Source organism: Bradyrhizobium sp. USDA 372 (assembly GCF_053629095.1).
In genome coordinates this window covers 1,297,453-1,323,807 of the sequence record NZ_JBRJHR010000001.1, presented here as the reverse complement: position 1 = coordinate 1,323,807, position 26,355 = coordinate 1,297,453, and the positions used below count along the sequence as shown (strand labels likewise).

Sequence of the window (26,355 nt, the reverse complement as noted above, 5' to 3'; positions counted from 1 at the left end):
AGGCCGCTCGGGGCCGGTATAGCCTCGCGCTATGAACTGGGACGATCTGCGCATCATCGCTGCCGTCAGGGACGAGGGCACCTACGCCGGCGCCAGCGCGCGGCTTCGCACTCGACGAGACCACGGTCGGACGCAGGCTGTCGCGCATCGAGCGTGCGCTCGGTTTGCGTCTGTTCGAGGCCGCCGACGGCGTCCGCCGGCCGACGCGGAGTTGCGAGGCGGTGCTGGCGCATGTCGAGGCGATGGCCGCACATGCCGCCGAGATCGGTCGCCTCAGCGAGAGCCTGGAAGGTCCGGTCGGACGTCTGCGCATCGCCTCCACCAATACGGTCGCCGAGGCGGTGCTGTCGCCGCGCACGAGCGACTTCCTGCGCGCTCATCCCGGCCTGACGTTGCAATTCCTCACCTCGAGCGAGAACGTCAAATTCTCGCGCTGGGAGGCCGATCTTGCCATCCGCCTGCGCAAGCCCGACAAGGGCGATTTCGCGATCTCCAGGGTCGGCGACATCAAGCTCTATTACTTCGAGCCTGCGAGGATCGAAGGCGAGCCGATGCTCTGCGTCTATCCGGACGGGCTCGGTGCCATTCCCGAGATGCAATTCCTGCGCACCAAGAAAGCCCGCGCGCGCTGCGTCACCGACAACGTTCGTGTCATCCGTAACCTGATCCGCGCGCATCAGGCCGCAGGCGTGCTGCCGGAGTATGTTTGCGCGGACTTGCTCGGCGATCGCCGCCTGCGCGCCACGCTGCTACCGAAGCGCCGCGACGTCTGGCTCTTGGTGCAGAACCATCTCAAGCGCGACGCTGCAGCGCGCGTGACCATCGACTGGGTGAGGGCGTGTTTCCAGGCGATGTCGCGCGGTTGAGGTGCTTCGCGGAGCAACGATCGCAATACTGCGACTACAGCTTTTGGTTGATGTACTCTCCGCTTCATCCTAACATCCGCTCGTCATTCCGGGGCGGCGCGAAGCGCCGAGCCCGGAATCCATAACCACAGGCCGATGGAATGGCGTACTTCGTCTACATCTTGGCGAGTAGAAAATACGGCACGCTCTACATTGGCGTAACCAGCGACCTCGTTCGACGCGTTTACCAGCACAAGACCAAAGTCGTCCCGGGATTCACCAAGCGATACGGCGTCGACAAGCTGGTTCTGTTTGAGATTTTCGACGACCCCGCGAGTGCGATTGCTCGAGAAAAAGAACTGAAGAAATGGCGTCGGGATTGGAAGACGCGATTGATCGACGAACAGAATCCCAACTGGGATGATCTCTACAACGGGATCTCCAACTAGGACTTGTGGTTATGGATTCCGGGCTCGCGGCTTCGCCGCGCCCCGGAATGACGGATGAAAAATCTTGCATCACCCCCTTGCAACCCGAACGTGCCTGGTCTATTAGCGCCGTCCTTCGCTAGGCCGTGGGTTCGGGCTCTCTGAGATCCCGACTGGCGCGGATCGCTCTGCGATATCGTGTTCCGCCGAATGAAGGAGAAACGCAGGACGTAGCTCATGGAGAGCGTCGGGTTGAACACCCGAAGGCATCGGTTCGATTCCGGTCTCTTGCACAAAGGATAGCTCAGTTTGGTAGAGCAGATGATCGTGACTCATCCTGTCGCGGGTTCGAATCCCGCTCCAGCGCTCCGTTTCAGCCTGAAAAGCTGATACCTCTGAAGGGGACCGGACGCGCGCTTCAGTCGCCGTCCGGCCGTATTGCCCAAAAGGCTTTCGTCCGAACAACGACACTGTGAGACCGGCTTTGCGCCGCGGGTAGATACCGCTTGCGCCGATGCCGGGTGGCTCCGCATGACCGCGCGACACGTCTCGCGCGATCGCGCGCGTGCGCCCGTCATCGTGCAAGCTCAAGCCCCGGCCCGCCGATTTCATGGGAAGCGTCGTCCGCGTCCTCAAGTCCTTTGCAAACGAAACCTGTCGTCCGGCATTCGGCCGGGCGCAAATGAAGGAGGCGTGCCATGACTTTGAACAAGGGCTGGCACTTGCTGACGCTGAACGTGACGGTGAAGGATGGCGAGCGTGCGTTGCTGACGCGCAACGGGCAGCTCGTGCGCGTGCTCGCGCCCGGCAAGCATCGCCTGTTCGCTCCCCTGCACGAGCTGAAGGCCGAGGTGCTCGACGTGGTCCGCAGCGAATTTTCTGCGGAGCGCTATGCAGTGCTCAAGGCCGCGCGGCCTGATTTGGCCGCCGAGCTGTTCGAGGCGGTCGAGACCAAGGCGGACGAGATCGCCATCATCAGCCTCGACGGCCGACCCGTGCATCTGGTGACGCCCTGGCAGGTGCGCGTCTACTGGAAGGTCGCAACCCGCATCGATGTCGAGCGCATCGATGTGTCCGCTGATCCCAAGGTCAGCGCGCGACATCTGGCCATGATCGAGCGCAACCGTTCGGCCGTGACGTCGGAGACCGTGGTCGAGAACCACGAGGCGGGCCTGCTCTATGTCGAGGGCCGGCTCACCGAGCGGCTCGCGCCCGGCCGGCACGCCTTCTGGACCGTCGGCCGCAAGATCGAGGTGAAGCGCCTCGACCTGCGGCCCCAGCCGGTCGAGATCACCGCGCAGGAGATGCTGACCAAGGATCGCATCGCGCTGCGGGTGACGCTGACGGCGTTCCGTAAGGTTGTCGATCCCGAGCGCACGGTTGCGACCGTGCCCGACGTGGATGCGTGGCTGTACCGCCTGGTGCAGTTCGCGATCCGCGAGGCGGTAGCTAGCCGGACGCTGGACGAGGTGCTGTCGGCGAAGGCGGCGCTGGATGCGGAGCTGCGCGACTATGTGCGGGCACGCGTCGCGGAGTCCGGCGTCGAGGTCACCGAGCTCGGCGTCAAGGACGTGATCCTGCCCGGCGAGATCCGGGAGCTGGTGAACAAGGTGGTGGAGGCGGAGCGGGTCGCGAAGGCGAACCTGATCCGCCGGCAGGAGGAGACCGCGGCGACGCGTTCGCTCCTGAACACTGCCCGCCTGATGGAGGAGAACCCCCTGCTGCTGCGGCTCAAGGAGCTGGAGTCGCTGGAGCGGCTGGTCGAGAAGGTCGGACGCATCGACCTCCATGCCGGCGACGGCCAGGGCCTCGATGCGCTCCTGACCCGGCTCGTGCGCCTGAAGGCGCCCGAGAGCGCATGAACCGAAGGGCCGCCCACGGGCGGCCCTTCACATCTGCGTTGCCGCCGTCTGCGATGAACGCGATCGGCGCGCGGCGCGACCAATTTGAGCTGGTCGGGGATTGAGCGCGCTCGCAGGTTGCGTCATCTTGGGGCCGCAACGTCTTGATCAGGGAAGGCACATGACCGTTCTTCAGGAATCGATCCGCCCCGCGGCGCGATCCAGCGACTGGAAGGCGATCGTTGTCCTGATCCTGATGATCCCGGTGCTGTGGTCGCCGGTGATCCTGTTTCGCTTCGTCCTGTATCAGCCGTTCAACATTCCGTCCGGTTCGATGGCACCGACGCTGATGGTCGGCGACTACGTCTTCGCCGCGAAATATGCCTACGGGTATGGCCGCAATTTGCTCCCGTTCGCGCCCTCCTGGATCTCGGGCCGCATCCTCGCCGCCGATCCCGAATATGGCGACATCGTCGTGTTCCGGACGGCGAAGGACAGTTCTGTCGACTACGTCAAGCGCGTCGTCGGCCTGCCAGGAGACCGCATCCAGATGCGGCAGGGCCAGCTCATCCTCAACGGCCGCCCGGTGACGCGCGTCGCCCTGGAGGCGACACCTGCTGGCGACGCTTGCGGTGTCGACGACCGCGCCGCCGTCAAGCGCTGGCGCGAGACGCTGCCGAGCGGCGCGTCCTATGTGACCTACGACTGCGCCGACGACGGCATCCTCGACAACACCAACGTCTTCACGGTGCCGCCGGGCCACTTCTTCGTGCTCGGCGACAACCGCGACAATTCCACCGACAGCCGCATGCAGTCGACATTCGGCTTCGTGCCGATGGACAATCTCATCGGCAAGGTGACGCGGATCTTCTGGTCGCTCGACGAGGACGGCGAGCCGCGCTTCGAGCGGATCGGGAAGGTGGAGTGAGGCCCCCCGTCATTCCGGGGCAGCGCGAAGCGCTTGGTTGCGCGCGCTCTCTATCCAGCCGTCATTCCGGGGCGCGCCCTCTTGGGCGCGAGCCCGGAATCCATAACCACAGGCGGATGGAATGGCCTACTATGTCTACATCCTCGCGAGTAAGAAGCACGGCACGCTCTACATCGGCGTGACCAACGAGCTCGTGCGCCGTGTGTATCAGCACAGAACGAAAGCCGTTCCCGGCTTCACCAGCAACTACGGCGTCGACAAGCTCGTCTTGTTCGAAATCTATGACGATCCCGCGACTGCCATTGCCCGCGAGAAGGAGCTCAAGAAGTGGCGACGCGACTGGAAGACGCGTCTCATCGAGGAGCAGAACCCGAACTGGGATGATCTCTATCCGGGGATAACGAAATAAGGCTCGTGGTTATGGATTCCGGGTTCGCGACTTCGTCGCGCCCCGGAATGACGGGTGGAGAGAACGGCGCCCCCAAACAAAAACCCCGGCATCGCTGCCGGGGTTTCGCGTGTCTCGACTTTGCCTGAGAGGCTGGATCAGAAGTCCATGCCGCCCATGCCGCCGCCCGGGGGCATCGCGGGGCCGGCGCCGCCCTTCTTGGGCAGCTCGGCGACCATGGCTTCCGTGGTGATCAGGAGCGCTGCCACCGAGGCTGCGTTCTGGATCGCGGTGCGGACCACCTTGGTCGGGTCGATGATGCCCTTCTTGACGAGGTCGGCATATTCGCCGGTCTGGGAGTCGAAGCCGTAATTGTAGGCCTTGTTCTCCAGGATCTTGCCGACGATCACCGAGCCGTCTTCACCGGCGTTGATCGCGATCTGGCGAGCGGGCGCCGACAGCGCCTTGCGCACGATCTCGACGCCGGTCTTCTGGTCGTCGTTCTTGGTGCGCAGGCCCTTGAGCTGCTCGGAGGCACGGAGCAGGGCGACGCCGCCGCCCGGAACGATGCCTTCTTCCACGGCCGCGCGGGTCGCATGCATCGCGTCATCAACGCGATCCTTGCGCTCCTTCACCTCGACCTCGGTCGCGCCGCCGACGCGGATCACCGCGACGCCGCCCGCGAGCTTGGCGAGACGCTCCTGGAGCTTCTCACGGTCGTAGTCCGAGGTGGTCTCCTCGATCTGCGCCTTGATCTGGGCCACGCGCGCCTCGATGTCGGCCTTCTTGCCGGCGCCGTTGACGATCGTGGTGTTCTCCTTGTCGATCATCACCTTCTTGGCGCGACCGAGCATGTTGAGCGTGACGTTCTCGAGCTTGATGCCGAGATCTTCCGAGATCGCCTGGCCGCCGGTCAGGATCGCGATGTCCTGCAGCATGGCCTTGCGGCGATCGCCGAAGCCCGGAGCCTTGACGGCCGCGACCTTCAGGCCGCCGCGCAGACGGTTCACGACCAGGGTCGCAAGCGCTTCGCCTTCGACGTCCTCGGCGACGATGACCAGCGGCTTGCCGGTCTGCACCACGGCCTCGAGCAGCGGCAGCAGCTCGTTCAGCGAGGAGAGCTTCTTCTCGTTGATGAGGATGTAGGCGTCGTCCATCTCGACGCGCATCTTGTCGGCGTTGGTGACGAAGTAGGGCGAGATGTAGCCGCGGTCGAACTGCATGCCCTCGACCACGTCGAGCTCGGTCTCGAGCGACTTGGCTTCCTCGACGGTGATGACACCCTCGTTGCCGACCTTCTTCATGGCGTCGGAGAGGAACTTGCCGATCTCGGCATCGCCGTTGGCCGAGATGGTGCCGACCTGGGCGATCTCGTCGTTCGAGGTGACCTTCTTCGAGTTCTTCTCGAGGTCGGCCACGACGGCTTCGACCGCGAGGTCGATACCGCGCTTGAGGTCCATCGGGTTCATGCCGGCGGCGACCGACTTGGCGCCTTCCTTCACGATCGCGGCCGCGAGCACGGTCGCGGTGGTGGTGCCGTCGCCGGCCCGCGTCAGCGGACTTGGAGGCGACTTCGCGCACCATCTGCGCGCCCATGTTCTCGAACTTGTCGTCGAGCTCGATCTCCTTGGCGACGGTGACGCCGTCCTTGGTGATGCGGGGAGCGCCGAACGACTTGTCGAGCACGACGTTGCGGCCCTTCGGACCGAGCGTGACCTTCACCGCGTTGGCGAGGATGTCGACGCCGCGCAGCATCTTGTCGCGCGCTTCAACCGAGAATTTGACTTCTTTGGCTGCCATCTGAATTTTTCCTTGAGGGTTTGACTGGAGGGAGGAGAGGGGCTCTTAAGCCGCCTTCTTCTTGGACTCGCTGACTTCGAGAACGCCCATCACGTCGCTCTCCTTCATGATCAGCAGGTCCTGGCCGTCGATCTTGACCTCGGTGCCGGACCACTTGCCGAACAGCACGCGGTCGCCGACCTTCAGGTCGATCGGGATCAGCTTGCCAGCTTCGTCGCGGCCACCGGGGCCGACGGCGACGACTTCGCCCTGGGAGGGCTTTTCCTTGGCAGTGTCGGGAATGATGATGCCGCCAGCGGTCTTCTCTTCGGCGTCGATGCGCTTGACCACGACGCGGTCGTGAAGCGGACGGAATTTCATGCAGTCCTCCTAAGCAATTGCTCGGGTTGAGGTTTTGAGGTTGTTAGCAATCGTTGCCCGTGAGTGCTAGCACGGGCGACGCTGAAATAGGACAGGAATTTTGCGGGGGCAAGGGTTTGTAGCAGAAAAAAATAGCAGCCGAAAGCGCGGACTGCCAGAAACCCTTTGCCATCGTTAACCAGCCTCGGAGGCCTCTTCGAGGCCGCTTGGGAGGCCGTATTAGCACGGAGTCGTCTCTGCTGCTAAAGCATTGAATTTCAACAGCTTGTTAAACTTTTGGGCTTGAGATGAGTTGTCAGTTTGCGTCACATTTCTCTCATGTGAGCGCATCGTTTCCGGGTGGCTCCCGGGGCACGGACAGGCCACCCCCGCAAATGCGCTCCTGCAAAGGAGGTTTGGCATGGGACTGCGCGTTGGGGGCGTTTCCGAGGAATTCCGGAAACAGATGCTGGGCTACGGGCTGACGACGGCACAAATTCTCTATCGGATGCCGGATCATCCCTCGCTGCTGCAGACCTATGTCTGGCAGAACTACGACATGTTTCCGAAATTCCCCGCGCTGACCGATTTCCTGGCGTTCTGGCAGGAGAAGCTCGACGGCCCCCTCCACTCGGTTACGGTGGCGCATTGCAAGCTGATCAAGCCGGCCGAGCTCCGCGCCGTCGACGGCGTATTCCGGCTGCATTGAACAGCGCAGCGGTCTCGTAGGGTGGGCAAAGGCGCGCACTTCGCGCGCCGTGCCCACCATCTCTGCGCAGTATCTGGCAATGGTGGGCACGCTACGCTTAGCCCACCCTACGAGATCTCCAAATCAGACGCCGCTGCAATAGCGCGTCCACATCGCGCGATAGGCCTCGTCCACCGCTTGCGCATATGCGACGGGGTTGCCCGCGGCCGCGGCGTTGATCGTTGCGGGCAATTCGCGGCGCAATTGGTCGAGCTCGCCGACCTCAGCCGCACGGCTGGCCGCGATCTCGACATAGGCCTCCTCGCTGTCGGCGACCCAGTCCGGCAGGCCAAGCGCGGTGAGGATGGCGCCGGCAGCGCGGCCGGGCAGGCTGCTCCCCAGCTTCGCCACCACGGGCACGCCCATCTGCAGGGCTTCCCATGTGCTGACGCCGCCGTTCTGCGGGAACGGGTCGAGGGCAATGTCGATGCGGTTGAACGATGCCAGATGCTCGTCCCGCAACGTAGCCCCGAGCAGATCGATGCGTTCGGCCGGCAATCGGCACGCCGCAAATCGCGCCAGCAGCTTGTCGCGGACCAGTTGATCGTCGAGCGCAACGTCCTTGATCAGCAGTCGCGAGCCCGGCACCCGCGCGAGAATCCTGGACCAGACTGCCGCTGCCTCGTCCGAGATCTTGCTGATGCGGTTGAAGACACCGAATGTGACGAAGCCGTTCGAGAGCGCCGGCGTCTTGCCCTGCGCAATTCCGGCAGGCAGCGGCGCCAGGGTCACGAAGCACGGCAGGTCGACGACCGTCTCTGCAAACAGAGGCCGAACCGCCTGGGGAATCCCGACCGGATCCGAGAACAGATAGTCGATCGTCGGCAGTCCGGTGCCGGTGCCGTGGCCCCAGCCGTGCGCCTGGATCGGTGCCGGCTTGCGCGCAAATACACCGAGGCGGTTTCCTCTGGTATGGCCGGACAGATCGATCAGGATATCGATGCGATCGTCGCGAATCTGGGCGGCAAGGCGATCGTCGCTCCATTGCGAGGCATCACGCCAGCGATCGGCGATGGCTTGAAATTCGCGTGTCGTCGCGTCCACTTTCGACGAGCACGAGTAGCACACGATCTCGAACCGGGTCCGATCATGGTGTTGCAGCACGGGCTTGAAAATGAACGCGGCCGAATGCGCGTTGAAGTCCGACGAGACGTAGCCCAGCACCAGGCGGCGATCCGGATCGCGGCTGTTGTCATGCGGTGCCGCCGCTTCTGACGCGAGTTTCGCGCCGATCCGCTCCCACCATACCCGTCGCGCCTGCTGATGCTGCGCGACGCTCGCGTCCGGCACGAAGTCGAGCGCGAAGATCTTGCTGGAGATCGCGCTCTCGAGGTCGGGCCGGATGTCGAGGGCTCTGTCGAAACTGGCGAGGGCTTCGTCGACCCGGCCGAGCCCGGCAAGGCAGAGGCCCAGCACCAGGTGAGCCTGATCGGAATCGGGCGCGATCGCGAGCGCCTTTTCGCAATCGGCCAATGCCTGGGCCATCTGGTGGGTCTGGAGCAGGACATTGGCGCGCCAGAGCCATCCGTTCACGTCGTCAGGGGCGAGGGCGATTGCCCGATTGCAATCCGCCATGGCCTCGTCAAATCGCTGCAGCTCCCGGAGCGCAACGGCGCGGTTCGCCAGCGCCGCCGCATAGTCGGGCTTGATCGCGAGCGCGCGGTTCAGGCTTGCGAGCGCCTCGTCGTAGTTGCGCAGACGGCAGAGCGCAGAGCCCCGGCCGTTGTGGGCTTCAGCCAGGTTTCCGTCGATGGCGAGCGCCCGATCGTAGCTGTCGAGGGCTTCCAGGTGCCGATCAAGGGCTGCGTTCGCGTTGCCGAGGTTGGACAGGGCCAGGGCGTAGTTGGGCCGCAAGGCGAGGGCCTTGCGATAAATCTCGCGGGCCTCAGCGTGACGTTTCAGCCCGTTCAGCGCGACGCCCAGGCTCATATGGGCTTCGGCCGATCGCGGATCCGCGGCAATGGCCCGGCTCAGCAGGATCTCGGCCTGCTGATAGTTCTTCGCCTCGGACTCCAGGGCGCCGAGCATATGCAGCGCGATGAATTGATTGGGCGCGATCTGCAGGAGCTGGCGATAGGCAGCCTTGGCCTCAGAGAGGCGCCCCTTCTTGTGCAGTTCGAGCGCTTGCCCGAGCAAGGGCAGCAATTCGGCCTTCTGCCGTTTCTGAAGCCGGGCATTTTGAAATGCACGCTGACCGACATTGCTGCCCATGAATCAATTCCCCCGGATGTCCCGGCGAGACTAGTTCAGCGTGAGAACGAAGACGAGACGACGGCCTCTCGCCACGCCAGCTTGGGGCAAGCTACGATCGATGCGGTGATTGCGTGACTGGCCAACAGCCTCTTACCCTCCCCTGGAGGGGGAGGGTCGGCTCACATAGAGCGGAGCGAAATGTGAGACGGGGTGGGGTGACGGTCTCTCGACGTCGAACAGTGTCCGAGTGGAGAGATCACCCCACCCCGCTCGCGCTTCGCGCGCTCGACCCTCCCGCTCCAGGGGAGGGTAAGCGCAGATGCGGAGCTACTCAGCACAATCAGCCCGCAATTGCTGCCTCGCCCGGGACTGGGTAGTCTGGCGTTCGAGCCACATCCGTGCGATGGGCGCGGCTCATAACAGGGAGGCAGACAATGGCCAAGCAAAGGGCATCGAGGCCCGCATTGAAGACCGCGGCGAAGAAGCGGAACGGCGCCAAGGCGGCGGCGCGATCCTCTGCGCGCAAGGCCGTGAAGGCGAAGGCGCGCACCGCCGCGCCGAAGAAGACCGCACGGCCGAAGCAGCGCATCGCCGTCAGCCATCACCGCGAGGAAGACTTCAAGGCCGACGGCCTGCGCACCTACGCGAAGTACCGCGATCTCGGCATCGCCGAGGCGACCCATGGCCTGGCGCAGGCGCATGTGATCCGCTTGCAAGGCCCCTGCAATCCGGCCGAGGTCTCCAAGCTCCACTATCACGACGTCGAATTCCAGATGGTCTACGTGCTCAAGGGCTGGGTGAAGACCTATATGGACGGGCAGGGCGAGACCTTGATGAAGCAAGGCAGCGCCTGGACCCAGCCGCCGAAGATCAGGCACATGATCCTGGACTATTCGGATGACGTGGAGCTGCTGGAGGTGATCCTCCCCGCTGAGTTCAAGACGGTGGAGTTGAAGGCGTAAGCGCGACCCTTGATCGCTAAAATGCGGTCGATCCGCGAAACCGGGCGGTCAGCAATCGGGATGATTTCGGCCGCCCCGCAACCTCGGTGCTAACCAGTCGAAAACACCTCTCGCGTCAACTCAAGGCTGTGACAACGCGGGAAATGCTTTCATGGCGACCAACACTTTCGGCCGACGCGGCACCGTAGCGCCCGCTCCAAGAGCATCGTTCCAACCCGCAGCCGCGCCGATCGCTGTTGAGAAGCCCTCGTCAAGCGAGGAGACGCTCTTTGCCGACAACAAGCTTCTGGCCGATATCCCCTTCCTCACCCTTGGCCTGATCTTCGCTCTGCTCCTGATCTTCGCTCTGCAACGCAGTCTGGCCGTCGACATTGCGCGGGACGGCGACCTCGATGTCCGCTCGCTGATCGCTCAGGGCGCCTCCGGCTACGATCTCGTCATCGGAAGGGGGGAGTGGTGGCGGATCGGTCTTGCGCCGCTTCTGCATGGCAGCGGATGGCACCTCGTGAGCAACTGCGTCGCGCTGTTCATCGTCGGTGTCAGGCTGGAGTCGCTGATCGGCCGCGGCTGGTTTGCGCTGATCTTCGTGGCCAGTGCATTGGCAGGCGAGGCCGGCTCGCTACTGGGCAACGGTCCCGGCACGGTCGGCGTCGGGGCATCCGGCGCCATCACCGGGCTGATCGCCGCGCTGTTCGTCGCGAGCTTCGAGCCCGAAGCCGATGCCGATCAAACCATATCGCGGCTGAAGACCTCGCTGTTCTTCGGGGTTCCCGCACTGCTGCCGCTTGCCTTCGGCGCGTCCGGCAACGTCAACTATTATGCGCATGCAGGCGGTGCCGTGGCCGGCGCCGCGCTCGCCGTCACGCCGTGGCTGGCCTTCTGGTCCTATGACAGCCTGCCGCGGAGTGCGAGCATGACCTTGCTTGCAGGATCCGTCGGATCTCTCATCTGCGCCGGCTTCGCCGCCGCGCATTATTCGGCTTACATGGCCGACGCCGCGCACTATATCCGCGCCTCGGAAGTGCCGGTGAAGGCTGACGAGATGGTCTCACGGTCGCTCGACCTCGTCACCCGCTACCCGAAAGACGCGCGGGCTCACGTGTACCGTGCGGTCTTCTTTCTGGAAAAAGCGAACCTTAGTGCCGCCGAGACTGAAGCGCGAACCGCCATGGCGCTCGCAGCTTCGGACGTGGCGGGCGGGCCGGTGCGTGCCGGGGCGCAGGGCTTGATGGCGGTGTTGCTGTGGGCGCTGGGGCGAACCAGCGAAGCGAAGGCCATGGCCGCCGAGCCATGCCGTGCCAAGATGCCCGAGGTGCGCCGTATCCTGCAGAAGTCGAAACTGTGCGGTTGAGCCGTACGTTCCTTCCGCCGTCATTGCGAGCGAAGCGAAGCAATCCAGAAATGTATCTACGGAAACAGCCTGGATTGCTTCGCTTCGCTCGCAATGACGGTAGAGAGAGCCTACGCCAACACCCCCACCACCGCCCCCATCAGGCACGTCGTCAGCGTCCCCGACACGATCGACTTCAGCCCCAGCGCGTTGATCTCCTCGCGCCGCTCCGGCGCCATCACCCCTAAGCCGCCGATCATGATGCCGAGGCTGGCGAAATTGGCGAAGCCGCACATCGCATAGAGCATGATCAGGCGCGAGCGCGGATCGAGCGTATCGGGCGGCAACTTCGAGAAGTCGACATAGGCGATCAATTCGTTGAGCACGGTCTTGGTGCCCATCAGGCCGCCGGCGGTGATCGCCTGATCCCACGGCAGCCCCATCAGCCAGCACACCGGCGCCATGACGAGGCCGAGCAGCCGCTGCAGCGAGATCGCGGCGCCGCCGATGTGCGGAAGCAGGCCGAGCATTGCGTTGACGAGGTAGACCAGCGCCACCAGCACCAGCAGCATCGCGACGATGTTGATCAGCAGCTCGATCCCCGCGCTGGTGCCTTTCACGATCGCGTCCATCGTGCTGGCGACCTCCATCTCCGGATCCTCCAGCGCGCCGCCGGGTGCGCTTGTCGGATGTTTCGGGCACCATGATCAGGCTGACCAGGATCGCCGCCGGCGCGCCGAGCACGGAGGCGATGACGAAATGCGCGGCGGCGTCGGGGATGAGCGGGGCCAGCAGCGTCGCATAGAGCACCAGCACGGTGCCGGCGATGCCGGCCATGCCGCCGGTCATGACCAGGAACAACTCGCTGCGCGTCATCTGTGCCAGATACGGCCGCACGAACAGCGGCGCCTCGACCATGCCGAGGAAGATGTTGGCGGCGGTCGAGAGACCGACCGCGCCGCCGACGCCGAGCGTACGCTCCAGCAGCCAGGCCATGCCGCGGACGATCGGTGGCAGCACGCGCCAATAGAACAACAGCGTCGTCAGCACGCTCATGACCAGCACGATCGGCAGCGCCTGGAACGCCAGGATGAAGTCCGCGCCGGGCGCCTTCAGGTCGAAGGGCAGGGCTCCGCCGCCGACATAGCCGAACACGAAGGCGGAGCCGGCCCGCGAAGCCGCCGAGATCGCGCCGACCGCGTCGTTGATGGCACCGAAGGCATGGGCGACGACCGGCAGCTTCAGCAGCACGAGGGCGGTGACGAAGGTCGCGGCGAGGCCGATCGCAGCCTGGCGCAGCGACACGGCGCGCCGATTCTCCGCCAGCGCGAAGGCGATCAACAGCAATGCGAAAATGCCGAGTGCCGATTGCAAGCGCAGCATGGTGTCCCCAAACCCTCAATGATTATGGCCGCGCCTGCGCTGCAAAGGCAATGCCGGGACCGGCCGGAAACGCCCCAGTGTTGACAAGCGGGGCCACCTCGGCCACGCGGGAGGCCTTCGACATCGAGGGAAAGAGCGGTCCGAGGGTGACCCGACAGGCGATGCCAGAGCAGCCAATATCCGGACATCGACCGGTCAGCGCCGGCGCGCTTCTCGCCCACCGCGCCTTCCTGTTCTTCCTGCTCTCGCGCAGCCTGTCGCGCTTCTCCAGCCAGATCGCGGCGGTTGCGATCGGCTGGCAGATCTACGATCTCACCGGCTCGGCCTTCGACCTCGGCATGGTCGGCCTCGTCCAGTTCCTGCCCACGGCGCTTCTGGTGTTCGTCGCAGGCCACGCCGCCGATCGCTACGAGCGCAAGCGCGTGGTCCAACTCTGCCAGCTGGTGGAGGCCGCGACCGCGCTCTATCTCGCGACCATCACCTATCTCGGCGCGGTCAGCGAGGTGCAGATCTTCATCGCCACCTTCCTGCTCGGGATCGCCGGCGCGTTCGAGAGCCCGACCACGGCGGCGCTGCTGCCGCTGATCGCGCCGCAGGGCTCGCTCCAGCGCGCCACCGCCGTCTCCAGTGGGGCGGCGCAGGTCGCGACCATCACGGGACCTGCGCTCGGCGGCATCGCCTACGCAATCGCCCCGCACCTTGCCTATGCCGTGATGGTCCTGTTCTGGGTGTTGGGGATGATTTTGACCGGTTTCATCCGTCCGCGCCCGCAGGCGATCGCAAGGGAGGGGATGGACTCCGACAACATCTTCGCCGGCGTCCGCTTCATTCGCAGCAACCCGGCAATCCTCGGGACCATCTCGCTCGATTTGTTCGCCGTGCTGTTCGGCGGCGTCACGGCGCTGCTGCCGATCTATGCCCGCGACATCCTCCAGACCGGCCCGGTCGGGTTAGGGGTGCTGCGCGCCGCGCCCGCCGTCGGTGCCTTGCTGATGACCATGGTGCTGGCGCGACGCGCCATCTCGCGCCATGTCGGCCTGCGCATGTTCCAGGCCGTGATCGTGTTCGGCCTCGCCACCATCGTGTTCGCGCTCTCATCCTGGATGTGGCTGTCGGTGCTGTCGCTCGCGATTCTCGGTGCGGCCGACACGATCAGCGTCGTGATCCGCTTCTCGCTGGTGCAGCTGTCGACGCCCGACGAGATGCGCGGCCGGGTCGGCGCGGTGAATTTCCTGTTCATCAACGCCTCGAACCAGCTCGGCCAGTTCGAGAGCGGAGTGGCAGCCGCGCTGCTCGGCGCCATGCCCGCCGCCGTGCTCGGCGGCGTCGCCACCGTCGCAGTGGCGCTGCTCTGGATGAAGCTGTTTCCGACCCTGCGGAAGGTGGAGAGCCTAGAGTAGCGCACCGCTCTCTCCACGTCATTGCGAGGAGCTCTTGCGACGAAGCAATCCAGAATGTCACCGCGGAGGCAGCCTGGATTGCTTCGCTGCGCTCGCAATGACGATTGTGGAGGCAGCGCGGGGATTTAGCTGACGTCACCCTCGCGCGCCGAAGCCCGTTGCAACCCCACGCCGCCTACTGTGCATGGGGTTGTTTTCGCAGTTTGGTTTCAGCCTCGCCCCACGAACGGCATCTTCGTCGCCATCACCGTCATGGTCAGCACGTTGGCATCGAGCGGCAGGCTGGCCATGTAGGCGACGGCATCGCCGACCGCTTTCGCATCCATGCGCGGCTCGTGCTTGGTGGTGCCGTCGGGCTGCAGCACGCCGGGGCCGTTGACCATGCGATCGGTCATCGGGGTCGCGGCATTGCCGATATCGACCTGGCCGACCGCGATGTCGTACATGCGGCCGTCGAGATTGCTTGCCTTGGTCAGGCCGGTGATGGCGTGCTTGGTCGAGGTGTAGGCCGCCGAGAACGGCCGCGGCGCGTGGGCCGAGATCGAGCCGTTGTTGATGATGCGGCCGCCGCGCGGGGTCTGGTCCTTCATGATGCGGAAGGCGTGCTGGGTGCACAGGAACGGGCCGGTGAGGTTGGTGTTCACCACCGCCTGCCATTGCTCGAGGCTGAGGTCCTCGAAGTTCACGGCCGGCGCGCCCATGCCGGCATTGTTGAAGAGCACGTCGAGGCGGCTATAGGTCGCCTTCACCTTGTCGAACAGCGCGGCAATGGAGTCCGGCTTGGTCATGTCGGCGGTGACGCAGAGGCTTTTCCCGGCGGGACCGAGCTTCGCCGTCTCCTCGAGCATGTCGAGCCGGCGCCCTGCGAGCACCACGGTGAAGCCGGTGTTCATCAGCGCCAGCGACGCCGCGCGCCCGACGCCGGTGCCGGCACCCGTCACCAATGCGATCTTTTTCGCGTCACTCATCGTTTCCTGCCTTTTCTCTTCTGCTGTCAGGTTTTGGGTTCTTTGTCGTTCTTGTAGGGCGGGCGCGGAATGTTCTGATGAGCCGCGCGCAAGGCCGCCGACCAGCGTGAGCGCAGGTCATGGAAATAAGGCTCGCCCGCCTCGATGCGGTGGTTGAGATCGGCTTCGCAGGCGTCGGTGCGCACCACCAGCACGTCGATCGGCAGGCCGACGCCGAGGTTCGAGCGCATCGTCGAGTCCATCGAGATCAGGCCCGTCTTCAGCGCCTCGTAGAGCTCGACGTCGTAGTGCATGGCACGGTCGAGCACCGGCTTGCCGTATTTGTGCTCGCCGATCTGCAGGTAGGGCGTGTCGGTGGTGCACTCGATGAAATTGCCGGCGGTGTAGACCATGAACAGGCGCATGCGCGCGCCCTTGATCTGGCCGCCGAACAGGAAGGACACGTCGAAGGAGACGTCCTCGGATTTCAGCGCCGGTCCCTCGGTGGCGTGCACCGCCCGGATCGCACGGCCGATGCGCTGGGCCGCCTGGAACATGGTCGGCGCGTTCATCAGCGTCTCGATCTCGCCCGTGTTGGGGTCTTCGAGGCCCTCGGTCAGCGTCGACAGCACCGACTGGCTGATGGCGAGGTTGCCGGCACTGGCGATCGCCATGATGCGCTCGCCGGGCTTGGAGAAGATGTGCAGCTTGCGGAAGGTCGAGACGTTGTCGAGGCCGGCATTGGTGCGGGTGTCGGCGATCATCACCAGACCGTCCCGAACCAGGATTCCGCAGCAATAGGTCATTTCCAGTCCCCGAACGCGTTTGCGCGGAATTACTAGCCAATTTCAGGGGCCACTCCAACCCCCGATTCCGGCCGTCATTCCGGGGCGCGACGAAGTCGCGAGCCCGGAATCCATCGGGCCGCAGAGTGGTGGATGAATGGATTCCGGGCTCGCGCTACGCGCGCCCCGGAATGACGAGGAATCGGCTTAGCGCTCCGCTCAGGCCTCAATCCGCCGCATCGACCAGAAACGCCTCGTCGACGGGCACGCCGAGCGCCGTGACCAGCCGGTTGGTCTCCGCGGCCATGCCGACGATGGCGAGCAGCTCGCCATATTCGGCCTCGGTCATGCCCTTGGCCCGCGCGGCGGCGGTGTGGGAGTGGATGCAATAGCTGCAGCCATGCGCGATCGACACCGCGACGTAGAGCATTTCCTTGACCTTGGGATCGAGCGCACCCGGAGCCATCACCTCCTTGATGCTCTCCCAGGTTCGCCGCAGCGTCTTCGGATCATGCGCCAGCGCGCGCCAGAAATTGTTGACGAAGTCCGATTTCCGCACCTTGCGGATATCGTCGAAGACGGCGCGCGCCTCGCTGGAGAGCTCATCGTCCGAAAGCAGTTTTTCGGTGGCCATGGGTACCTCGCGGGATCTGATCCGCGAGTGTAGCACGGCCGACGTGGCCCGACGGCCGCGCCTAGCCCTGCCGCTGGGACTGCGATTGCGACTGCCCGCCGCGGCCGGCCTGTTCGACCTTCACGGCCACCGTCAGCGTTTCCGTGCCGCCGCCGTAGCGCGTGCCGCGCACCGGGGCGGCGCCGAGATAGTCGAGCCCGATTGCGACGCGGACATGGGCGTCGGTGGCGCAGATGCTGTTGGCGGGATCGAAGCCGACCCAGCCGAGATCGGCCACGTAGGCCTCCGCCCAGGCATGGCCGGCGTCCTGGTGCACCGTGTCGTCCGCCCGCAGGAAATGCCCGGAGACGAAGCGCGCCGGCACGCCGCCGGCGCGGGCGCAGGCGATGAAGATGTGCGCGTAATCCTGGCAGACCCCGCGCTTGAGCGTGAACGCCTCCGCCGCGGACGTGCCGCTGTTGGTGGGGTCCTCGTCGAACGTCATGTGATCGGCAACCTGCGTCATCAGCGTGTGCAGGAAGCCCAGCGTGTCGCTCTCGGCCTCGCTGCGCAACTGGCGCGCGACCGCCGCCATCGCCGGATTGACCGAGGTGAGATCGGTGGCGCGCAGGAACATGCCGGCGGGAAAACGCTCATCGGCGCCGCGCAGCACGCCGCCGGTGTCGTGGGTCTCGATCAGCCCTTCGGCAATGATCTGGATGTCGCCGACGGGCCCGCAGGACAGCACGTGGGTGACGTTGCCGAACGCGTCCTCATGCATCTCGAGCTTGGTGTCGGTGGAGACGTCGATCTGCCATTCCGCGACGTACTGCCCGTCATGGCTACCCGGCGTCATGCGCAGAATCTGGATCACGCTGGTGGCCGGCGGCTCGTAGCGATAGGTCGTGGTGTGCTGGATTCGCAGGCGCATGGTGGACCGTTGTTCTGGCGTCATTCCGGGGCGATGCGCCAGCATCGAACCCGGAATCTCGAGATTCCGGGTCTGGTCCTTCGGACCATCCCGGAACGACAGCGTGGATCAAATCAAATACTGCTTCGTGATGATTTCGCCCAGCCTGGAATTGTCCGCGATGAATTCCTGAATGAATTCATGCACGCCATGCTGGAAAATGTCGTTCATGTTGCTGTGTTCCAGTCGGTTGCGGATGCCGCGGGCGTGGCGCTGGGCCGGGCCCTGGCGGCCATAGGCGACGCCGATCTGGTCGAGGTTGCGCACGAGGTTGCCGTAGCAGCTGGCGAGCGAACGCGGCAGCGTGTCGTTGAGGATCAGGAGGTCCGCGATCAGCCAGGGCTTCAGAGTCTCGCGATAGACCCAGTGATAGGCCGTCAGCGCGGAGACCGAGCGCAGGATCGAGCTCCACTGGTAGAAGTCGAGCGGACCGCCGACATGCTCTTCCTCGGGCAGCAGCACGTGGTACTTCACGTCGAGAATGCGCGCGGTGTTGTCGGCGCGTTCCAGGTGCACGCCCATGCGCGAGAACCAATAGGCGTCGTTGCGCAGCATGGTCCGGTAGGCCGAGCCGTCGAAGCGCAGCGAGGTCTCCTGCACGAAGCGCAGGAATTTTGCGAGGTCCTCGCGCGTCGAGGTGCCCTTGCTCCACACCGCCTGCAGCTCGATCCACGCCGAGTTGATGGTGTCCCACATCTCGCTGGTGAGCGCCGTGCGCACGGAGCGCGAGTTCAGCCGCGCCGCTTCGATGCAGTTTCGGATCGAGGAGGGGTTGTTCTGGGAGAACGAGAGAAACTCGACGACATTGTGCTCGTTGGCTTCCTCATAGGCCTGATAGAAGCTCGCAGCGACGCCGGCGGTGAGCAGCGCCGAATCCCATTCATTGGTCTTGCCGATATAGGCGGCGGGAAGCGCGGTGACGCGCAGCGTCGCATCGATGGTGCGCGCGAGATATTCGGCCCGTTCGACGTAGCGGGCGAGCCAGTAGAGGTTTTCGGCAGTACGCGACAGCATCTCTCTACTCGTCCAAAATCCAGGTGTCCTTGGTGCCGCCGCCCTGGCTCGAGTTCACCACCAGGGAGCCTTCCTTGAGCGCGACGCGGGTGAGGCCACCCGGCACGATCGTCGTGCTCTTGCTGCCCGTGAGCACGAACGGCCGCAGGTCCACGTGACGGGGCGCGAGGCCCGACGCCGTGCAGGTCGGGCAGGTCGAGAGCGCAAGCGTCGGCTGGGCGATGAAACCTTCCGGCTCGCGCTTGAGCTTGTCGCGGAACGCTTCGATCGTCGCTTTGGTCGCGGCGGGACCGATCAGCATGCCGTAGCCGCCGGAGCCGTGCACTTCCTTGACGACGAGCTCGCTCAGATTGTCCAGCACATAGGCAAGGTCCTTCGGCTCGCGGCAGCGCCAGGTCGGCACGTTCTTCAGGATCGGCTCCTCGCCCAAATAGAATTTCACGATGTCGGGCATGTAGGAGTAGATCGCCTTGTCATCGGCGATGCCGGTGCCGACGGCGTTGGCGAGCGTGATGTTGCCGGCCGCATAGGCCGACATCAGGCCGGGCACGCCGAGTACGGAATCGGGACGGAAGGTGAGGGGATCGAGGAAGTCGTCGTCGACGCGGCGATAGATCACGTCGACCCGCTTCAGCCCTTCCGTCGTGCGCATGAACACTTCGTTGTTCTTGACGACGAGGTCGCGGCCTTCCACCAGCTCGATGCCGAGCTTGTCGGCGAGGAAGGAGTGCTCGTAATAGGCCGAATTGTAGACGCCCGGGGTGAGCAGGGCCACCGTCGGCTCGCCCGAAGCGCTCTGCGGCGCGACCGAGCGGAGCGCGGCGAGCAACTCGTCCGGATAGCGCTCGACCGGCGCCACCCTGTGGCGGGCGAACAGATCCGGAAACAGCCGCATCATGATCTCGCGGTTTTCCAGCATGTAGGAGACGCCCGACGGCGTGCGGGCGTTGTCCTCCAGCACGATGAAGTCCTCGGCGTCGACCCGGACGATGTCGATGCCGGCGATGTGCACGTAGACGTCATGCGGCACCTGCTGGCCGTTCATCTCGGGCCGGAACACCGGGTTTCTGGAAGATCAGATCGTCGGGCACGATTTCGGCGCGGAGGATGTCGCGGCCGTGATAGATGTCGCGCAGGAACATGTTGAGCGCGCGCACGCGCTGCTTCAGGCCCTTCTCCAGGACGCCCCATTCCTTGGCGGACATGATCCGTGGAATCACATCGAACGGGATCAGGCGCTCGGTGGATTCGGAATCGCCGTAGACCGCGAAGGTGATGCCGATCCGGCGGAACAGGAGCTCGGCTTCCTGGCGGCGATATTCAAGCGCCTCGGGAGGCGTCTCCTTGAGCCAGCGTGCCAGCTCCTGATAGGCGGGGCGAAGGTCCCCGCCGGGAATGTTCATTTCATCAAACGCGACTGCCATAGATCCCGACTTGTCTCCGCAAGGCGTTGCGCCATTCGACAGATCGTCAGGCCTTGGTGAAGACCGCAACGTCCTGGCCATGCGTCAACAGTGCATGACTTTCATGTGGTAGCAAGGGCCGGGCCAGCGCGATAAGCATGGAGAAGGGGCATTTGCCGCCGATGGCCGGTGGCGTGCCTGAAAAAATGGCTGAAGACTGCTTATTTCAGAAGCAAAACCGCGTGACTTCAACGCGTTACCCCGGCAAAGTCGGCGTCACAGGTGAGGGACTTAAGGCATGAGCGAGATCGTCACGGCGGGCATTCTGGTCATTGGAGACGAAATCCTGTCCGGCCGGACCAAGGACAAGAATATCGGCTTCATCGCCGAATACCTGACCAATATCGGCATCGACCTGAAGGAGGTCCGTGTCGTCTCCGATGACGAGCCCGACATCATCGCCGCATTGGATGCACTGCGGCATCGCTACACCTACGTCTTCACCACCGGCGGCATCGGGCCGACCCATGACGACATCACCGCAGATAGCGTCGCCAAGGCGTTCGGCGTCGGCATCGACCATCACCCGGAGGTGGTCGCCCGTTTCCGCGAGCGCTGGAGCGAGCAGGATCTCAACGAGGCCCGCCTGCGCATGGCCCGCATCCCCGACGGTGCCGAGCTGATCCAGAGCGCGACCATCCTCGCGCCCGGCTTCAAGATCGGCAATGTCATCGTGATGGCCGGCGTGCCGTCGATCATGCAGGCGATGATGGACATCGTCGCGCCCAAGCTGAAGTCGGGCGTGCGCATGCTGTCCGAATCGGTCCGCGCCAATGCACGCGAGGGCGACATTGGCGGCCCGCTGCGGGCGATCGCCGCCGCCCATCCCGACACCATCATCGGCAGCTATCCCTTCATGGACGAGGAGCAGAAGCCCAACACCAACCTGGTGGTGCGCTCGCGCGATCCGGAGAAGCTCGGGGCAGCAATGGCCGCGGTGAAGGAAATGCTGGCGGGATTGAACGTCAACCGCTAGCAGAGAATTGCCGGACGAGATTGCAGGAGAAAGGCGATGGCTGGTGAAGCACCGGAACTGAGTGCGCAGGAGCGGGCAGGCAAGGCCTTCCCCGTCTCGTGGGATCAGTTCCACCGGGATTGCCGGGCGCTGACCTGGCGGCTCAACGAGGTCGGTCCGTTCCATGCGGTGATCGCGATCACCCGCGGCGGCCTGGTGCCGGCCGCGATCGTGGCGCGCGAACTGGGGGTGCGCGTGATCGATACGGTCTGCATCGCCAGTTACGACCACAACAAGCAGGGCGACCTCCAGGTGCTCAAGGGCATTTCCGAGGCGGCCATGAAGCTCGGCGGCGGCACCGGCAAGGGCTTGTTGATCGTCGACGACCTCGTCGATACCGGCAAGACCGGCAAGCTGGTGCGCGAGATGCTCCCCGATGCGCATTTCGCCACCGTCTACGCCAAGCCGATGGGACGCCCGCTGGTCGACACTTTCATTACCGAGGTGTCGCAGGACACCTGGATCTTCTTCCCCTGGGACACCGCGCTGTCCTACCACCCGCCACTGCGCGACGGCGCGGCGTGAGCTTTCTTCACCTCGCCCCGCTTGCGGGGAGAGGTCGCGCCGAAGGCGCGGGTGAGGGGGACTCTCCGCGAGTCCCACTGTCACCGAATTTGCGGAAGCAGCCCCTCACCCCAACCCTCTCCCCGTAAGAACGGGGAGAGGGAGTGGACCCGCAGCCATGCCCCTCCAAAACCGCGTCACGCCCACCGGCGACATCATCGCCACGCCACACCGCGGTCTCTTCACCGGCAATCGCGGCATCATCCACGATCCCGCGACGAAGACGCTGCTGAAGAAGCGCTGGTCGACGCCGGCCTGGATCACATGCCTGTGCGAATTCCGCGGCTGGCGTCGTCCGGTGATGGCGCGGCGGAGCTGGACCGAGCTGTTCTTCCTCGACGAGGCCACCGCCTTCGCGGCAGGGCACCGGCCCTGCTTCTTTTGCCGGCGCGACGACGCCAAACGATTTCGCGCGGCGTGGGAGAAGGGCAATGGTGCGAGCAACATCAGCGCCAAGGCGATGGATGCCGTTCTGCATCGGGAGCGTCTCGATCACGACCGCAAGCAACTGCACCTGCTCCCGATGCCGCTGGCGGACCTGCCCGACGGCGCGATGGTGCAGCAGGACGAAGACAGTTTTCTGGTGATGCAGGGACAGACGCGGCTGTGGTCGCCGGCGGGCTACGCGTCGCATGCACGTATGGTCGATCGGGCGATGTTGTTGACGCCGCCTTCCACGCTGCGCGCCATCATGGCCGGTTATCGGCCGGTGCTGCATCCGACGGCGTCGGGCTGAAGCGCCGATATCCTCGTGATCAGCCCAGCCTCTCGCGCGCCACCGCCGCGCCCGCGCCGAGCGCCATCAGCTTGGCTTCGGCGATCTCGCGCCGCATCGGCGCCATGCCGCAATTGGTGGTGGCGATGATGTTGCTCTTCGGCACGAATTGCGACACCGCCTCGATCACCTTCACGACGTCCTCGGCCGTCTCCACCGTGTCGCTGGCGACGTCAATCACGCCGGCCTGCACGATTTTGTTCTTGAGCAGCGCGAGCAGGTCGAGCGGCACCTTGGAATTGCGGCACTCGATCGCGACCTGCTGGATCGGGCTGGCATCGATCGCGGGGAAGATCTGCTCGTATTGCCGCCACTGGCTGCCGAGCGTCTCCTTCCAGTCGGTGTTGGCCTTGATGCCGTAGCCGTAGCAGATGTGCACGGCGGTGGCGCAGCTGAGGCCCTGCGCGGCGCGCTCCAGCGCCTTGATGCCCCAATCGTTGACCTCGTCCATGTAGACGTTGAAGGCGGGCTCGTCGAACTGCACGAGATCGACGCCGTCGGCCTGCAAGGCCTTGGCTTCCTCGTTCAAGAGCTCTGCGAAGGCAAAGGCCATCTTGACCCGATCGCCGTAGTAGCGATCGGCAATGGTGTCGATGATGGTCATCGGGCCAGGCAGGGTGAATTTCAGCTGCTTCTTCGTGTGCGTGCGCGCGACGCGCGCCTCGAGATCATGGACGCGGCCCTTCAGCCGGAGCGGCGCGACCACCTGCGGCACCATCGCCTTGTAGCGATCTTTCCGGATTCCCATCTCGACCTTGTGGGCGAAATCGATGCCCTCGATCTTCTCCAGGAAGCCGTGCACGAAGTGCTGCCGCGCCTGCTCGCCCTCGGTGACGATGTCGATGCCAGCGTCCTCCTGGATCTTCAGCCAGATCAGCGTCGAATCGCGCTTGGCGCGGGCGAGCTCGTCGCCTTCGGACTTCCAGGGCGCCCAGAGCATGTTGGGCTCGGCGAGCCATTCCGGCTTCGGCAAGGAGCCGGCGATCGTGGTTGGAAACAGCATGGCGGCCCTCCCGGCAGGTTGTTGCGCCCCTTCCTGCCATGTCCTAACGTCGAGGTACAGAACAACGAAAGTCGCTCTCCATCCCGCAGCGGCGACAGGGAAAGGCCCAAGCAAGGGCCAGAGGAAAGGCCAACGGAAAGGTCATGATCGACCTCTATTACGCGCCGACGCCGAACGGCTGGAAAGTCTCGATCATGCTGGAGGAACTCGGGTTGCCTTATCAGGTGATCCCGGTGAATATCCGCGCCGGCGAGCAGTTCAATCCTGAGTTTCTGGCGATCTCTCCGAACAACCGCATTCCCGCCATCGTCGATCACGATCCCGCTGATGGCGGCGCGCCGTTCTCGGCGTTCGAGACCGGCGCGATCCTGGTTTATCTCGCGGAGAAGACCGGTCGCTTGCTGCCGTCCGATTTGCGCGGCCGCTCCACCACGATCCAGTGGGTGATGTGGCAGATGGCGGGCCTTGGGCCGATGCTCGGCCAGCACGGCCATTTCGCGCTCTATGCGGCCGAGAAGATCCCTTACGCGATCGAACGCTATCGCGACGAGGCGGCGCGGCTCTACGGCGTGCTCGACCGGCAATTGGCCAAGACCGGCGCCTATGTCGCCGGCGACTATTCCATCGCCGACATCGCCTGCTTCCCCTGGACCATGACGCACAAGGCGCAAGGCTTTACGCTCGACGACTTTCCCAATGTCAAACGCTGGTATGCCGAGATCCGCGCCAGACCGCAGGTGCAGGCGGGGCTCGCGATTGGAAAATTCGTGAAGGAGCCGTTCGACGAGGAATCACGCAAGATCATGTTCGGCCAGCGTGCGAAGGAAGTGTTGGGAAGGAAGTAGGCCTCCGCTCCCTCCTCGTCATTGCGAGCGAAGCGAAGCAATCCAGACTGGTTCCGCGGAAAGACTCTGGATTGCTTCGCTTCGCCCGCAATGACGGGGGAGAGATCGAGAGAAACAAGACATAAGGAACCCCCATGATCGAGTTCTTCTTTGACTGTTCCAGCCCCTGGACCTATCTCGCCTTCCACAACATCCAGCCGCTCGCCAAAGAGCTCGGCGCCGCCATCACCTGGCGTCCGATCCTGGTCGGCGGCATCTTCAACACGGTCAATCCGAGCGTCTACGCGCAGCGCGAGAAGCCGGTGCCGCTGAAGGCGCGCTACATGAAGAAGGACCTCGCCGACTGGGCGCGTTCGGCGGGCCTTGCCATCAAGATGCCGCCGACGGTGTTTCCCGTGAACAGCGTCAAGGCGATGCGCGGCTGCCTCTGGCTCGGTCAGGACATGGTGCCGTTCGCGACATCTGTGTTCGAGACCTATTGGGGCGAGGACAAGGACATCTCGCAAGACGCGGTGCTCGCGGAGATCTGCAGGAAAGTCGGCATCGACGAGCAGAAGTTCTTCGCCGGCATTGCCGAGCAGGACATCAAGGACCAGCTCAAGGCCAATACCGAGGAGGTGATGGCGCGCGGCGGCTTCGGCTCGCCGACCATCTTCGTGAACAAGACCGACATGTATTTCGGCAACGACCGCCTGCCGCTGATCCGCGAAGCGCTTCAGCGCAGCAAGGCGAGCGCGGCCTGATGGTGCGCGCCGTCATCTGCCGCGAACTCGGCGCGCCCGAGACTTTGCGGCTGGAAGAATTTCCGTCGCGCGCGCTGAAGCCGGGCGAGGTGCGCGTTGCCATCCGCGCCGCCGGGCTGAACTTTCCCGACGTGCTGATGGCGGCGGGCGAGTATCAGCTCAAGCCCGAGCTGCCGTTCACGCCCGGCATGGAAGCGGCCGGTGACGTGACAGAGGTGGGGGCGGAGGCGAGCGGCGTTGCCGTCGGCGACAAGGTCATCGTCAAGATGCGCCATGGCGCCTTTGCCGATGAAGCCGTGGTGACGCCGTCGCAGCTCACCCCCATGCCGTCCACCTTCGACTATGCGGAGGCTGCGACCTATCTCGCCGGCCATGGCACGGCCTATCATGCGTTGATCGATCGCGGTCGGGTCGCGCCGGGCGAGGTGCTGCTGGTCCACGGCGCCGGCGGCGGCGTTGGGCTAGCCGCCGTCGAGATCGGCAAGATGCTGGGTGCGACCGTGATCGCGACCGCCTCCAGCGACGAGAAGCTCGCGATCGCGAAATCGCGCGGCGCCGATCATCTCGTCCGCTACGACCGCGAGCCGTTTCGCGATGCCGTCAAGCGCATCACCGACGGCCGCGGCGCCGACGTCGTGTTTGACCCGGTCGGTGGCCAGGTCTTCGAAGATTCGATGCGTTGCATCGCCTGGGGCGCGCGGCTGCTGGTGATCGGCTTCACCGGCGGCATCGGCTCGGCCAAGACCAATCTGTTGCTGATCAAGGGCGCCAGTGTGCTCGGCGTGCGCGCCGGCGAAGCGGTGCGCAAGAATCCTGCGCTCGGCGAAGTGCGCCTGAAGGCGCTCTTGCAATGGGCGGAGGAGGGCAAGCTGCGCCCCAACGTCTCGCACCGCCTGCCGCTGGAGGATTATGCGAAGGCGATGCGGCTGCTGATCGACCGCAAGGCGATCGGGCGAGTCGCGCTGCTGATGCAGTGACGGTGCCGTTTGCCTTGTAGGGTGGGTTAGCCCTGCAGATGCGCGAAGCGCATCTG

Annotated in this window: 22 protein-coding genes, 2 tRNA genes and 4 pseudogenes; 17 read left to right on the top strand and 11 right to left on the bottom strand. The window is 64.7% G+C overall.

Annotated elements, in window-relative coordinates; translation table 11 throughout:
• Window positions 1-31: 31 nt before the first annotated feature.
• The 7 genes and pseudogenes from AB7M16_RS06515 to AB7M16_RS06485 all read left to right on the top strand — a co-directional run bounded on the left by AB7M16_RS06515 (window position 32) and on the right by AB7M16_RS06485 (window position 4,451).
• Window positions 32-866 (top strand): annotated as a pseudogene (locus tag AB7M16_RS06515) (LysR family transcriptional regulator).
• Between the two features lie 140 nt (window positions 867-1,006).
• A complete protein-coding gene (locus AB7M16_RS06510) occupies window positions 1,007-1,294 on the top strand; it encodes a GIY-YIG nuclease family protein (RefSeq protein ID WP_453943419.1) in 288 nt (95 codons plus the stop codon).
• 202 nt (window positions 1,295-1,496) lie between these two features.
• Window positions 1,497-1,566: transfer RNA gene (locus AB7M16_RS06505), tRNA-Phe, on the top strand.
• Between the two features lie 4 nt (window positions 1,567-1,570).
• Window positions 1,571-1,636 (top strand) — tRNA-His (locus AB7M16_RS06500).
• 335 nt (window positions 1,637-1,971) lie between these two features.
• Window positions 1,972-3,135: a slipin family protein gene (locus AB7M16_RS06495; protein WP_453943418.1), complete on the top strand. Its 1,164-nt coding sequence runs from the start codon at window positions 1,972-1,974 to the stop codon at window positions 3,133-3,135.
• 160 nt (window positions 3,136-3,295) lie between these two features.
• Entirely contained in the window at window positions 3,296-4,042 is a 747-nt protein-coding gene (lepB, locus tag AB7M16_RS06490) for a signal peptidase I (RefSeq protein WP_453943417.1), read from the top strand.
• A gap of 121 nt (window positions 4,043-4,163) precedes the next feature.
• Window positions 4,164-4,451, top strand: coding sequence for a GIY-YIG nuclease family protein (locus tag AB7M16_RS06485; RefSeq protein ID WP_453943416.1), 288 nt, complete (start codon window positions 4,164-4,166; stop codon window positions 4,449-4,451).
• Between the two features lie 137 nt (window positions 4,452-4,588).
• Here AB7M16_RS06485 and groL read toward each other — a convergent pair.
• Both groL and AB7M16_RS06475 read right to left on the bottom strand, forming a co-directional pair.
• Window positions 4,589-6,230, bottom strand: a pseudogene (gene groL, locus AB7M16_RS06480) (chaperonin GroEL).
• A 45-nt stretch (window positions 6,231-6,275) separates the two neighbouring features.
• The gene (locus AB7M16_RS06475) at window positions 6,276-6,590 is read right to left on the bottom strand and encodes a co-chaperone GroES (protein ID WP_025037205.1); all 315 of its coding nucleotides are present in this window, start codon (window positions 6,588-6,590) and stop codon (window positions 6,276-6,278) included.
• Window positions 6,591-6,990: 400 nt separating this feature from the next.
• Between AB7M16_RS06475 and AB7M16_RS06470 the strand changes: the two genes are divergently transcribed.
• On the top strand, window positions 6,991-7,278 hold the full coding sequence (locus tag AB7M16_RS06470; RefSeq protein ID WP_036029809.1) for an usg protein: 288 nt from the start codon (window positions 6,991-6,993) through the stop codon (window positions 7,276-7,278).
• Window positions 7,279-7,401: 123 nt separating this feature from the next.
• Here AB7M16_RS06470 and AB7M16_RS06465 read toward each other — a convergent pair whose 3' ends face one another.
• On the bottom strand, window positions 7,402-9,528 hold the full coding sequence (locus tag AB7M16_RS06465; protein WP_453943415.1) for an O-linked N-acetylglucosamine transferase, SPINDLY family protein: 2,127 nt from the start codon (window positions 9,526-9,528) through the stop codon (window positions 7,402-7,404).
• A gap of 416 nt (window positions 9,529-9,944) precedes the next feature.
• Between AB7M16_RS06465 and AB7M16_RS06460 the strand changes: the two genes are divergently transcribed.
• Window positions 9,945-10,472 carry a cupin domain-containing protein gene (locus AB7M16_RS06460; protein ID WP_453943414.1) on the top strand — a complete coding sequence of 176 codons (528 nt, stop codon included), beginning with the start codon at window positions 9,945-9,947 and terminating at the stop codon, window positions 10,470-10,472.
• 151 nt (window positions 10,473-10,623) lie between these two features.
• Window positions 10,624-11,823, top strand: coding sequence for a rhomboid family intramembrane serine protease (locus AB7M16_RS06455; RefSeq protein WP_453943413.1), 1,200 nt, complete (start codon window positions 10,624-10,626; stop codon window positions 11,821-11,823).
• A 110-nt stretch (window positions 11,824-11,933) separates the two neighbouring features.
• On the opposite strand, the pseudogene AB7M16_RS06450 reads toward AB7M16_RS06455, so the two are convergent.
• Window positions 11,934-13,185, bottom strand: a pseudogene (locus tag AB7M16_RS06450) (NupC/NupG family nucleoside CNT transporter).
• A 161-nt stretch (window positions 13,186-13,346) separates the two neighbouring features.
• Here AB7M16_RS06450 and AB7M16_RS06445 point away from each other — a divergent pair.
• Entirely contained in the window at window positions 13,347-14,585 is a 1,239-nt protein-coding gene (locus AB7M16_RS06445) for an MFS transporter (RefSeq protein ID WP_453943412.1), read from the top strand.
• Between the two features lie 209 nt (window positions 14,586-14,794).
• On the opposite strand, the gene AB7M16_RS06440 is transcribed toward AB7M16_RS06445, so the two are convergent.
• The 6 genes and pseudogenes from AB7M16_RS06440 to AB7M16_RS06415 form a co-directional block, all read right to left on the bottom strand.
• The gene (locus AB7M16_RS06440; protein ID WP_453943411.1) at window positions 14,795-15,553 is read right to left on the bottom strand and encodes an SDR family oxidoreductase; all 759 of its coding nucleotides are present in this window, start codon (window positions 15,551-15,553) and stop codon (window positions 14,795-14,797) included.
• Window positions 15,554-15,579: 26 nt separating this feature from the next.
• Window positions 15,580-16,338, bottom strand: coding sequence for a proteasome-type protease (locus tag AB7M16_RS06435; RefSeq protein WP_025037198.1), 759 nt, complete (start codon window positions 16,336-16,338; stop codon window positions 15,580-15,582).
• 205 nt (window positions 16,339-16,543) lie between these two features.
• Window positions 16,544-16,951 (bottom strand): carboxymuconolactone decarboxylase family protein, encoded by a 408-nt coding sequence (locus tag AB7M16_RS06430; protein WP_453943410.1) that lies wholly within the window; start codon window positions 16,949-16,951, stop codon window positions 16,544-16,546.
• A 61-nt stretch (window positions 16,952-17,012) separates the two neighbouring features.
• Window positions 17,013-17,861 carry a transglutaminase family protein gene (locus tag AB7M16_RS06425; RefSeq protein ID WP_172783044.1) on the bottom strand — a complete coding sequence of 283 codons (849 nt, stop codon included), beginning with the start codon at window positions 17,859-17,861 and terminating at the stop codon, window positions 17,013-17,015.
• A 108-nt stretch (window positions 17,862-17,969) separates the two neighbouring features.
• The gene (locus AB7M16_RS06420; protein WP_172783045.1) at window positions 17,970-18,914 is read right to left on the bottom strand and encodes an alpha-E domain-containing protein; all 945 of its coding nucleotides are present in this window, start codon (window positions 18,912-18,914) and stop codon (window positions 17,970-17,972) included.
• Between the two features lie 4 nt (window positions 18,915-18,918).
• A pseudogene (locus AB7M16_RS06415) lies at window positions 18,919-20,338 on the bottom strand (circularly permuted type 2 ATP-grasp protein).
• A 277-nt stretch (window positions 20,339-20,615) separates the two neighbouring features.
• Between AB7M16_RS06415 and AB7M16_RS06410 the strand changes: the two are divergent.
• The 3 genes from AB7M16_RS06410 to AB7M16_RS06400 all read left to right on the top strand — a co-directional run bounded on the left by AB7M16_RS06410 (window position 20,616) and on the right by AB7M16_RS06400 (window position 22,692).
• Window positions 20,616-21,353 carry a competence/damage-inducible protein A gene (locus AB7M16_RS06410; RefSeq protein WP_172783047.1) on the top strand — a complete coding sequence of 246 codons (738 nt, stop codon included), beginning with the start codon at window positions 20,616-20,618 and terminating at the stop codon, window positions 21,351-21,353.
• A 36-nt stretch (window positions 21,354-21,389) separates the two neighbouring features.
• Entirely contained in the window at window positions 21,390-21,917 is a 528-nt protein-coding gene (gene gpt / locus AB7M16_RS06405) for a xanthine phosphoribosyltransferase (protein WP_008562986.1), read from the top strand.
• A gap of 157 nt (window positions 21,918-22,074) precedes the next feature.
• Window positions 22,075-22,692, top strand: coding sequence for a hypothetical protein (locus AB7M16_RS06400; RefSeq protein WP_453943409.1), 618 nt, complete (start codon window positions 22,075-22,077; stop codon window positions 22,690-22,692).
• Between the two features lie 19 nt (window positions 22,693-22,711).
• On the opposite strand, the gene AB7M16_RS06395 is transcribed toward AB7M16_RS06400, so the two are convergent.
• Entirely contained in the window at window positions 22,712-23,734 is a 1,023-nt protein-coding gene (locus tag AB7M16_RS06395; protein WP_453943408.1) for a methionine synthase, read from the bottom strand.
• Window positions 23,735-23,877: 143 nt separating this feature from the next.
• Between AB7M16_RS06395 and AB7M16_RS06390 the strand changes: the two genes are divergently transcribed.
• From AB7M16_RS06390 to AB7M16_RS06380, 3 genes are all read left to right on the top strand, one after another.
• Window positions 23,878-24,579 (top strand): glutathione S-transferase N-terminal domain-containing protein, encoded by a 702-nt coding sequence (locus AB7M16_RS06390; RefSeq protein ID WP_453943407.1) that lies wholly within the window; start codon window positions 23,878-23,880, stop codon window positions 24,577-24,579.
• A 134-nt stretch (window positions 24,580-24,713) separates the two neighbouring features.
• Window positions 24,714-25,322 carry a 2-hydroxychromene-2-carboxylate isomerase gene (locus AB7M16_RS06385; RefSeq protein ID WP_172783052.1) on the top strand — a complete coding sequence of 203 codons (609 nt, stop codon included), beginning with the start codon at window positions 24,714-24,716 and terminating at the stop codon, window positions 25,320-25,322.
• Window positions 25,322-26,299, top strand: coding sequence for an NADPH:quinone oxidoreductase family protein (locus tag AB7M16_RS06380; protein WP_453943406.1), 978 nt, complete (start codon window positions 25,322-25,324; stop codon window positions 26,297-26,299). The genes AB7M16_RS06385 and AB7M16_RS06380 overlap by 1 nt, the downstream gene beginning before the upstream one ends.
• The last annotated feature ends 56 nt before the right edge of the window (window positions 26,300-26,355 follow it).